This window comes from Microcystis sp. LEGE 08355 (assembly GCF_015207185.1).
GTDB lineage: Bacteria > Cyanobacteriota > Cyanobacteriia > Cyanobacteriales > Microcystaceae > Microcystis > Microcystis panniformis.
On the sequence record NZ_JADEXI010000115.1, the window covers coordinates 1 to 10,400 of the forward strand.

Consider the following 10,400-nt stretch of genomic DNA (forward strand, 5'->3'; position numbering starts at 1 on the left):
CATTGAAGAAGTTTGAGCGTAGCCTACTCTTTCTTGCTTTTCGTACCAAGCTTGTGTTCTGAGATGGAGAGCTTTATTGTAAACCAATCTTACACATCCCAAAGTGCGCCGCAATAGCGACTCTTGTTCTGGTGTCGGGTAAAATCGGTAAGAATAGGCTTTTTCCATGTCTCATATTTTAGCATATATTTCGTAAACGATGCTCATATTTAACAGTAAAGCCGTCGTAGAACGACGGGGTTTCAGACCCAAATTTTCGATGAAGCGGTGAAAGCGGGTAAAATCGACGGTTATGTGGAGTATTCTGGCACGGCTTTCACGGGAATTTTGCAAGAAAAACCCCTTAACGATGCCCGATTAGTCTCTGAAAAGCTGCAAGAGATTTATCCGGAAAAATTTAATCTAGAAGTGTTTCCCAGTTTAGGATTTGAGAATACTTTCGCCATTGTTATCCGGGGAGAAACCGCCAGTCAATACAATCTGAAAACTCTCTCGCAAGTTGCTAAATATACACCCAATTGGCAAGCGGGTTTTGGTTATGAATTTTTGGAAAGGGAAGACGGTTACAAGGGATTAGCGAAGACCTACGGCCTAAATTTTGCCGGACCCCCGAAAGTGATGGATTTAGGGTTAATGTACCGCGCTTTAGCCGAAAAACAAGTGGATTTAGTGGCGGGAAATTCCACCGATGGCTTAATTCCCGTGCTAGATTTAGTCATCCTAGAAGATGATCAACGCTATTTTCCTCCCTACGAAGCGGTACCGATTTTTAACCTGGATAGTTTGCAAAAATATCCGCAATTGCGACAGGTTTTAGCGAAACTCACCGGCAAAATTACCTCCACAGCTATGCAGAAATTAAACTATCAGGTGGATGGACGCGATCGCAGGGTGGAGGAAGTGGTTAAAGAATTTCTAGTCTCCCTCTCTTAACCATTTAGTCACTCCCCCGGGTTGGTCGATTAAAGTAATGCCTTGGGCTTTTAATTCTGCGCGAATGCGATCGCTTTCGGCGTAATTTTTCGCTTTTTTCGCCTCTGTCCGTTGTTGGATGAGATTTTCGATTTCCGCTGCACTAATTCCCTCAGAAACAGGGGTTTCCCTCTGGTCGGCGGCAATTTCTAGACCCAAAACCCTAGACAATTTCACCAAAGTATGCCATTTTACCGCTAATTCGGCCAGATTACTGTCCGTATTACCCGCATGGGTTAAATTATTACCTTCCTTGCGTAATTCCTTAGCGATTTCAAATAACACCGCTAAACCACCGGCAAAGTTAAAATCGTGATTTACCGCCTCTTGAAAGCGATTTTCTAGCTCTTGGTCAGTAATTGCGGGATTATCGGGCGGAAGATGCTTATAACCAAAGGATAAACCCTCTTGTAAAGTATGCCAGCCATTAGTGGCCGCCTGCAATCCCTCATCGGAAAAATCGATCGGTTTGCGGTATTGGGCGCCTAAAATTAATAATCTTACGGCTAAGGGGTCATATTTTGCCAATAACTCGCGAATAGTGATGAAATTACCGAGGGATTTCGACATTTTTTCCCCGGCCACCTTAACCATGCCATTATGTAACCAATAGTGGGCCAGAGGTTTACCCGTAGCCGCTTCACTTTGGGCAATTTCGTTTTCGTGGTGGGGAAAAATCAGATCACTTCCCCCCACATGAATGTCGATAGTTTCTCCCAATTGTTCTTTGACCATGGCCGAACATTCAATATGCCACCCCGGACGACCTTGGCCCCAGGGAGAATCCCAACTAGGTTCCCCCGGTTTTGCCCCCTTCCAGAGGGCAAAATCAAAGGGGTCTTGTTTTTTAATTGCTTCCGGGTCGTCGGTTTCTACCCGGCCGCTGGCCCCGGCTTGCAGATCATCCAGTTTTCGCCCTGATAGTTTGCCATAATCAGAAAAACGACGGACGGAATAGTAAACATCGCCATCGCTGGGGTAAGCATAGCCTTTTTGTTCTAATTCATAGACTAGGCGCTTGATCCCGTCGAGGGTATGAGTGGCCCGGGGATAAGCGTCCGCCGGTCTGACTCCTAATTTTGCCATATCCTCAAAGTAGGCCTCGATAAATTTCTCGGCTACGGCTGCCATGGTGGTATGTTCATTTTTAGCCCGATTGAGAATTTTATCGTCAATATCGGTGAAATTCTGAATATAGCGCACTTGATAGCCGAGATACTCCAAATAACGCCGCACCACATCCCAAACCACACAGGTACGCGCATGACCCAAATGGCAATAATCATAGACGGTAATGCCGCAGCAATACATGGAGACAATGCCGGGGATGAGGGGGGTAAAGGGTTCTTCGCGACGACTGAGGGTGTTGTAGAGGATTAAGGTCATGGATGGAGAAATTTTTTTCTGGGGAAAAAGGCTAGTCCAATTTTATAGCAGTTATTTTCAGTTATCAGTGATCAGTTATCAGTTATCAGTGATCAGTTATCAGTGACCGCTAACCACTTTCCCTGATTTACTTACTATATTTTGTGTTTTTTGTCAAGGGGTTTTTGGGGTTTTAGTAAAGATGTGACGGTAAGATTCGAGAAGATAGGACTGTTTTGATGACAACTATTATTGATAGAATCGATAGAATAACGAGAGGAAAGCTTGATTGTTTGCCTCAACCGACAATTTTTAATTGTTAATAAACTTTGACCAGACCCTAACTATGAATGAACCACCTAATAGCGCTGGCGATGAAATCCAATTACCCCGGGGAGAAAGAGTTGACCAGCTAAGAAATCTCATCGAAACCCTACGCATTGCCGATGAAGTGGCCAATCGCGGTTATTTGATTACCAGCGCCGAAGTGGCCGATTTAATGGATATTAATCCAGGTGCCGTTACCAGTCGCGGCGACCATTGGCCGTGGCGAAATTGGGTAATCTCCCGGGTCAGACGGGAGGGAAACCAAATTCTTTGGCAGTTGGAAAAAGTCGATTAGGATTAATGGCAACCATCAGTTAATTTCTCTCTTAACTTTTGTCAATTAGCAATTAGGGTTTGCTAAATAAATCTAAAAACCTTGTTGGGTAAGACTTTTAGACTTTTGGTCAATCAAAAAGTCCCAGATCTGGGAGGGATCGGGGGGAAAATTCCGGGACTTTTTCCCTGAAAATTAGGTAATTTACCAGATGAAAATGGGTAAAAACCTACACCCCACACCCTGTCCCCACGAAAAACTTTTTCAGCAAACCCTAATTATCTCGTCATTTTCCCCCAGCAGATGACGCGCAAAACGTCGGGCCAGGGGCGGAGCAGATACAAGTGTACTGGTAAAGCCAGAAAATACCTGCAATCCCACTTTATCGGCGATCTCTCCCACTAGAGGCCGTCCCGAGGGAGCAAAGGCCACTAGGCAATGATGACAGCTGCCGGGGAGAGAGGCTAAAGAGGGCAGCAATGTCCCCACGGCGGTGCGGATTGCTTTTTCCCCGGCCAGAGGGTTTAAAATCGCATCTGGATCGGTGATAATGGCGCTAATTTGCCCTAGATAAAGGCTTTGATCCCGGAATTGTACCGCCCCCGTTTCTAAAACACTGGCAATTATTTCTGGGGTTTCTCTCTGCCAAATGCCCTGCTTTTCTAGTTGGGTGATTTTTTGCTCTAATAGCAATCTGGCAGCAATTGCGGGCATAACTAGGGTGTTTAATTTGATCTCAGTGGGGGGAATTTTGATCACCTGGGCATGGGTAAAATAGACGGGAGCAGTAATACCGGATTTTTGCAGTAAAGACCGGGTTAATCCCCCCGCACAGACGATAGTTTCCCCAGCATAATAATTATTTTTAGGAGTTTTTACGCCGGTAATTCTCGATGCAGTTTCAATTAATTCGATGACAGCTTCCCGAATAATCTTGCCTCCCAGACGCAGAAAAGCTTGTTGATAGGCAAGATTAGTTTTTTCGGCGTTGATGTGACCGTGGGGCAGTCGTAAAACTCCGGAGATAGCTGCGGGATTTAATAGAGGTTCTAAAGCGATCGCTGCTTGCGGATCGAGAATTTCGGGGGTAATAGCAAAGATAGCAAATTTTTCGGCCACAGTGGCTGGGTCATCTTCAGGGTTAACGGTGAGAATTAACTCTATGTCCCGGTATTCATTATCTATGCCCAATTCCTGCGATAAATTGCGCTGAATTTCTCGACCTTCTTGATATAATTTTCTCTCGATTTCTGTGGTAGCCGACCAATAGGCTAAACCCCCGTAACTGTAGAAAGTGGCGTTGAGGGGATGGGTTTCTTTTTCTAATAAGAGGACTCGACTGCCTAGGTTAGCTAGTTCATAACTTAAGGCGGAACCGGTGATACCACCACCGATAATTATATAATCATAAGTTGTGGTCATAATTGGGCTTATTTTTTCTCAATTAATCCATTCTATCATTATACTTGCTCAGTTCCCTGGTTCTGATTTGAGCAATAGTTGCTATAATTAGAGAAAAAGTTCAAAGCGGGATCAGATAACTATGCAACAGATAGAAACTAGGGGGATAACTGACTCATGGATTAAAGCTAGTTGGGAAGAATACCTAGAAGCGATTAACAACTTCCCAGAAAATCAAGGAAAAAGTTATTATTACAATGGCTATTATCGATTAGAAATGACTCCTATTGGATTTGAACACGCTAGAGATCATCACGTTGTCTTTTTGGGGGTGAGTCTCTACGCTATCCTCAAAGAAATTCCTTTTCAAGGACTCCCCACTTGTTCCTATCGCAAAAGAGGAATTAGAGAAGTGCAGCCCGATATATCTTACTATCTAGGAGAGAAAGCGAATCTGATACCAAATGGGACTTCGATTATTGATTTAAATCAGTATCCCCCACCAGATTTAGTCATTGAAATCTCAAAATCTACCCTTAATGATGACTTAGGCAATAAACGCTTACTCTACGAAGAATTAGGGGTTAGTGAATACTGGAGTGTTAAGGTAGATGATCCTCAAATATTTGCTTTTGAAATAATCGATCGAGGTAGCAAAAGAATTGATATATCAAAGGTTTTACCTAATTTAAAACTTGCGGTTTTAGAGTCAGCTTTACAACAGGCACGCACCAGAGATCAAAGTCAGGTGGGACGTTGGTTAATCAGTCAATTTCAAGGTTAACCCCATAAAATCGAGGCGAAGATTATGCAACAGCTAGAAACTACTATCTCGACAGATTTATGGATTAAAGGTAGTTGGGAAGAATACTTAGAAGCAATTAACAACTTCCCAGAAAATCAAGGAAAAAGTTATTATTACAATGGCTATTATCGATTAGAAATGACTCCTATTGGTAACGATCATGCCAGCGATCATGCTATTTTGATCTTCGCTGTTAGTCTCTATGCTACCCTAAAAAATTTGGCCTTTAATGCCAAAGATAATTGCAGTTTTCGCAAGTCGGGTTATCGAGAAGTTCAACCGGATATATCTTATTATTTTGCGGAGAAAGCTAATCTAATTTCCTACGGTACTTCGATGATTGATTTAAATCAGTATCCCCCACCAGATTTAGTCATTGAAATCTCAAAAGCTACCCTCAATGATGACTTAGGTAATAAACGCTTACTCTATGAAGAATTAGGAGTTAGTGAATACTGGAGTGTTAACGTCGATTATCCCCAAATATTCGCTTTTGAAATAATCGATCGAGGTAGTAAAAGAATTGATATATCAAAGGTTTTACCTAATTTAAGACTTGCGGTTTTAGAGTCAGCTTTACAACAGGCACGCACCAGAGATCAAAGTCAGGTGGGACGTTGGTTAATCACTCAATTTCAAGGTTAAATCCTGCTGTTTTTTGGCAGCCGCTTTATCCAATAAAGACTCAGCAAAAGCGATGGCAGCCGCTGCCGAATTTCCTCCCGTTAATTGTGCCAATTCTTCCCTTCTCGTCTGACGATTATCGAGAGAAGTAACCCGGACAACCGTGCGAATTTCCGAGAGATTAGTGGAATTATCTTCGGCAATCATTTGTTTATAAACGCAAAAATGGTGATCAGCTAAAGCAGCCACTAAGGGTTGATGAGTAACGCATAAAACCTGATATTGTTGACCTAATTGATCTAATTTATCGGCAATTGCTTGAGCAACTTTTCCCGATACTCCCGCATCAATTTCGTCAAAAATTAGGGTTATCGCTGCCGATTGGGATTGGGAAAAACAGGACTTTAACGCTAGGAGAAAGCGACTCATTTCTCCTCCGGAAGCGGTACTGGATAAAGGTTGGATTTTTTCCCCCGGATTGGGACTAAAATAAAATCCCACTTGATCGACTCCCAGACTGCTAGGATTACCCGGGTTAATCCGACAGACAAAAATCACCTTTTCCATGGCTAAAGGTTTTAATTCCTGTACCAATTGTTTTTCTAGTTGACTAGCGGTTTGTTGTCGCAAAAAGGTCAACTGGGTGCTAGTTTCTCGATAGATGTTTTCCTGTTGCTGACAAATTTTTTCTAATTCTTCAATGGATTGTCCTTCTCCCGTCAACTCCGCTAATTCCTGCTGTAATTTCTGATAATAATCGAGCGCTTCGGCTAAACTTGGGCCATATTTGCGACAAATGCGCTTAAGTTGGACAATTCTCTCTTCTATCTCGTTCAATCTCTCCGGATCTGCCTCTAGACTATCCCCATAAACGTTGATTTCCTGTCCCGCTTCCACCACCTGATTTAATGCCGATCGCACCATCTCTAAAATTGGCTCTAAACTGCTATCATAAACCATCATATTTGTCAAGATATTTTCAGCTTTTCCTAACAAATCAGCGACGGCGGGTTGATCGCGATCATTTTGGTAGAGTAGTTGATAGACTTGATAGCTGGAATTTTGCAAATCGACACCGTGGGAGAGTCGGTTTCTTTCCTGTTCCAACTGTTCCAACTCGTCAGCGTCAGTTAAATTAGCTGATTCTAGTTCTTTTAGTTGATATTCTAGTAAATCTAATCTCTGTAGGCGATTTTGTTCCGATTTCAACCTATTATTTAAACTATTCTTGCTTTCTTGCCAGTTAAGGTAGGCTGTGGCTACTTTTTCCCGCTGCCGCAGCAGCGATTCACCCCCGTAGAGATCTAATAATTCCCTCTGTCGATTAGCGTCCATTAACTGAACTGTTTGACCTTGGGCGGTGATTTCTACCAAAAAATCTCTTATTTGCGCCATTTGTTGGCGATTAGCGACGACTCCGTTAATCCGAGAACGAGAACGCAAGGAATTATTAGTAATCACTAATTCCCGGCTGATGGTCAGACTATTATCCTCTAATGGGTCAATTTCCTGACTTTCTAGCCAAACAATTAATTCTGGAGTCAGAGAAAAAGTCGCTTCTAGGGTTGATTGTTGGCTTCCCTGACGGATGACGCGATGATTGACTTTACCACCGAGAACAATATCGATCGCATCTAATATAATCGATTTTCCTGCCCCCGTCTCACCGGTCAGTACATTTAATCCGTTCCCGAAAGTTAATTCTAAGCGATCGATGAGGGTAAAATTTTCAATTTGTAGGCAGGATAACATATATCGGTAATCAGTAATCAGTTGCTAAGTAGGTAGGCGTTAAAAATTATCAGACACCCCCCTTATTAAGGGGGGATTAAGGGGTGATCCCCCCGCCTATCGGCACCCCCCTTATTAAGGGGGGCAGGGGGGATCGAACCTAAAATCCATTTTTAATTTAATTATAACCAGTTACTTATTCTCATTATCTTTCAACATTCCCTAATTTTCCCCGAAACGGTAGCCTTTCCCATAGACAGTATTAATTAGAGGTGTTTCTCCGGTCGCTTCGATTTTACGACGCAGTAAGCGCATCAGGGCAGGAACCACATTACTATTAGGTTGCTCCCCTTCTGACCAGAGATGCTGATAAATTTGTTCATGGGTGAGAAGTTGACCCGGATGGGTCATAAATAAAGTCAGCAATTGTACTTCTTTTGCTGATAAACTGATCGTGCGACCGTGACGATAGGCCACTTGATTTTCGCTATCGAGTTCTAAATCAGCAGATTTTAATTTACTGCTATTACTAGCTTCAAAATTGGGGGAACGACGCAATAAAGCGCGGACTCTCGCTAATAATTCTCGCAGTTGAAAGGGTTTGACTAAATAATCATCAGCACCGGCATCTAATCCCGCCACTCGATCGTCTATGGTATCCTTAGCGGTTAGAAATAAAACGGGAGTGGTGTCCCCTTGATCCCGTAAATATTGACAGATTTGTAATCCGGATTGCTGGGGTAACATCCAATCGAGAATTAAGAGGTCATAATTATTCTCTTCTGCCAATTCTAACCCCGTCCGACCATTATCAGCAATATCCACTTCATAGCCTTCTTGAGCAAGAATTTGTTCTAAGGGTTCGGTTAATTCTTTTTCATCGTCAACGATAAGTATTTTCATAAAAGTAAAAAAGATGGTGTCGGGTGTTGGGGGGTTGGGGTTTTGGGGTTTTTTAGTTGAATCTCCCCATTTCCCCATATCCCCATTTCTCCTAATTATCTATCTTTGGGTAATAAATTGCGCCATTCGAGAGGAATATAACTTTCAATAAATCTAGCTAAGGTTGGGTAATGACGCTGATACAAAACTCCCATATAGATAATACCAAGTCCCAGGGCGGTTAGGGCAAAGGGAAATAAAATTGAATCGGCAAAGAGACGATAGGAGAGATAGGAAAGATAGGCAAATACTCCGATACCTCCGAAAACTACAAATAATCTTCTTTTTAGCAGGACGGATAATAACATCAATCCCAAGTTAATTAGACAGTACAAAAATCGTTGTGCTTCATTATCATCGATGAGGAGAGATAGACTAAACCAAAACATAATTAATCCGAATAGGTATAGCCAAAAAGCAAAATCTCCCCGACTGCGACGCTGACGTACATCAATTAAATAGGCAGTTATTAAACAGGCAATTCCCAACCAAAAGGATACCCACAGTCGCAGTCTCCATGTATATTCGTCCTCTCCAAATAGTAAAGAGGTTAAGTCCATTGACATATACCACAGACTAAAAGCGATCGGTGCAGTTAAAAAGGGAAATTTAACAAATCTTAAAGTTATTAATCCTGCGATAATCGTGCCTAATTCCATTAAAAACCAACTGCCTTTAATCCATGTATGGAAATCTCGATAGATGCCCGGATATCCAGCTTGCCAGTATCCTGTCCAGCGTTGTAAACCATAGATTGCTAAGGGAGTCATGGCCACTGCCATGGTAAATAAAAGGCCGCCGGGGATTTTAAGATTTTGCTGAAAATAGAGATTTTTACCCGTGCAAATAAAACAAACTGCATAAAACAGGGCGATAAAAAAGAGTCCTGCACCACCGAAACTCTCCCAAGCTTCGTTCATAAACCACCCCAGGGCAGAGATAACAATTAATGCCCCAAAATAATAGGCGACATTAGCAAAATTAAAGCGAGGGCGATTAACTTCATCTTCTTGGGGATAACGGGACAAAAAAGCTGTCCATAAATTTTCAGCTTGGCTGGCAGTAATTAGGTTTTGTTGTACCGCCCAATCAAAATCTTCTCTTTCTAGTCTCATAATATTCTCTAGTCCTTAAGCTAAGATGTATTTTAACCGCTTATCCTAAGGATAAGGGAATAGGGCATAGGCGCAGATGTCAAATCCTGTAATAAAACTTAAGTAGGTAGGCGTTAAAAATTATCAGATACCCCCCTTATCAAGGGGGGCAGGGGGGATCGAACCTAAAATCCATTTTTAATTTAATTATAACCAGCTACTTAATATTTACCGCTAGAAACATCCGAAATCTGCAAAATAGAGTATAACTCAATCTAGATTAACTATTATCGAAGCCATCATGACAACTAAATCAGAACTCTATGAACAAGATTTTCAATTATGGCTGATAACAACAATAGGTCAGTTAGAACAAGGAGATTTTCAGGCATTAGATGTATCTCATTTAGTTGAGGAGTTAAAAGAATTGGGTAAATCAGACAAAAATGCCCTGGAAGGAAATTTAATGATTTTGCTGGCTCATTTACTGAAATTAAAAGTCCAATCCTCCGCCCCTGAAAGCATGAAATCTAGCTGGTGTAGCTCCATTGTCGAACACAGGGAACGAGTTATCGCCTTACTAGAAAACACCCCTTCTTTGAAATCTCATCTAGCAATCGCCATCGATAAAACCTATCCTAAAGGTCGTAAAATTGCCATCAAGGAAACTAAATTGGCTGACTTGGGAATTGCGATTCCTCCAGAGGAAGCCTATCCCCTAGACTGCCCTTTTTCCTTAGAAGAAATTCTTGACGAAGATTTCTATGGCTGATAAGTAGGTAGGTGTTAAAAGTTGTCAGACACCCCCCTGATTAAGGGGGATCCCCCCGCCTATCGGCACCCCCCTTATCAAGGGGGGCAGGAG

At 42.3% G+C, this 10,400-nt stretch carries 10 protein-coding genes and 1 pseudogene; 5 read left to right on the forward strand and 6 right to left on the reverse strand.

Annotation, left to right across the window (positions count from 1 at the left end):
* A partial coding sequence (locus tag IQ242_RS08160; protein ID WP_193959618.1) for a helix-turn-helix domain-containing protein occupies positions 1–168 on the reverse strand: 168 nt, incomplete at its 3' end.
* A 72-nt stretch (positions 169–240) separates the two neighbouring features.
* Between IQ242_RS08160 and IQ242_RS08165 the strand changes: the two are divergent.
* A pseudogene (locus IQ242_RS08165) lies at positions 241–933 on the forward strand (glycine betaine ABC transporter substrate-binding protein); the annotation flags it as partial.
* Here the strand turns inward: IQ242_RS08165 and cysS are convergent.
* Entirely contained in the window at positions 916–2,358 is a 1,443-nt protein-coding gene (cysS, locus tag IQ242_RS08170; protein WP_185237867.1) for a cysteine--tRNA ligase, read from the reverse strand. The pseudogene IQ242_RS08165 and the gene cysS sit on opposite strands and share 18 nt — an antisense overlap.
* 325 nt (positions 2,359–2,683) lie before the next feature.
* Between cysS and IQ242_RS08175 the strand changes: the two genes are divergently transcribed.
* Positions 2,684–2,959, forward strand: a complete 276-nt coding sequence (locus IQ242_RS08175; protein WP_002768833.1) for a hypothetical protein — start codon at positions 2,684–2,686, stop codon at positions 2,957–2,959.
* Positions 2,960–3,202: 243 nt separating this feature from the next.
* On the opposite strand, the gene IQ242_RS08180 is transcribed toward IQ242_RS08175, so the two are convergent.
* Entirely contained in the window at positions 3,203–4,360 is a 1,158-nt protein-coding gene (locus tag IQ242_RS08180; protein ID WP_193959619.1) for an FAD-binding oxidoreductase, read from the reverse strand.
* 121 nt (positions 4,361–4,481) lie between these two features.
* On the opposite strand from IQ242_RS08180, the gene IQ242_RS08185 reads away from it, so the two are divergent.
* Complete coding sequence (locus IQ242_RS08185; RefSeq protein WP_193959620.1) at positions 4,482–5,123, forward strand: Uma2 family endonuclease; 642 nt, start codon at positions 4,482–4,484, stop codon at positions 5,121–5,123.
* A gap of 24 nt (positions 5,124–5,147) precedes the next feature.
* Positions 5,148–5,789, forward strand: coding sequence for a Uma2 family endonuclease (locus IQ242_RS08190; protein WP_193959621.1), 642 nt, complete (start codon positions 5,148–5,150; stop codon positions 5,787–5,789).
* On the opposite strand, the gene recN is transcribed toward IQ242_RS08190, so the two are convergent.
* The 3 genes from recN to IQ242_RS08205 form a co-directional block, all read right to left on the reverse strand.
* A complete protein-coding gene (recN, locus tag IQ242_RS08195) occupies positions 5,766–7,520 on the reverse strand; it encodes a DNA repair protein RecN (RefSeq protein ID WP_193959622.1) in 1,755 nt (584 codons plus the stop codon). The genes IQ242_RS08190 and recN overlap by 24 nt on opposite strands.
* Positions 7,521–7,721: 201 nt before the next feature.
* The gene (gene rppA, locus IQ242_RS08200) at positions 7,722–8,402 is read right to left on the reverse strand and encodes a two-component system response regulator RppA (RefSeq protein WP_193959623.1); all 681 of its coding nucleotides are present in this window, start codon (positions 8,400–8,402) and stop codon (positions 7,722–7,724) included.
* 95 nt (positions 8,403–8,497) lie between these two features.
* On the reverse strand, positions 8,498–9,556 hold the full coding sequence (locus IQ242_RS08205) for a DUF2157 domain-containing protein (protein WP_193959624.1): 1,059 nt from the start codon (positions 9,554–9,556) through the stop codon (positions 8,498–8,500).
* Between the two features lie 280 nt (positions 9,557–9,836).
* Here IQ242_RS08205 and IQ242_RS08210 point away from each other — a divergent pair, with 280 nt between their 5' ends.
* Positions 9,837–10,307, forward strand: a complete 471-nt coding sequence (locus IQ242_RS08210; protein WP_193959625.1) for a DUF29 domain-containing protein — start codon at positions 9,837–9,839, stop codon at positions 10,305–10,307.
* Positions 10,308–10,400: the final 93 nt, after the last annotated feature.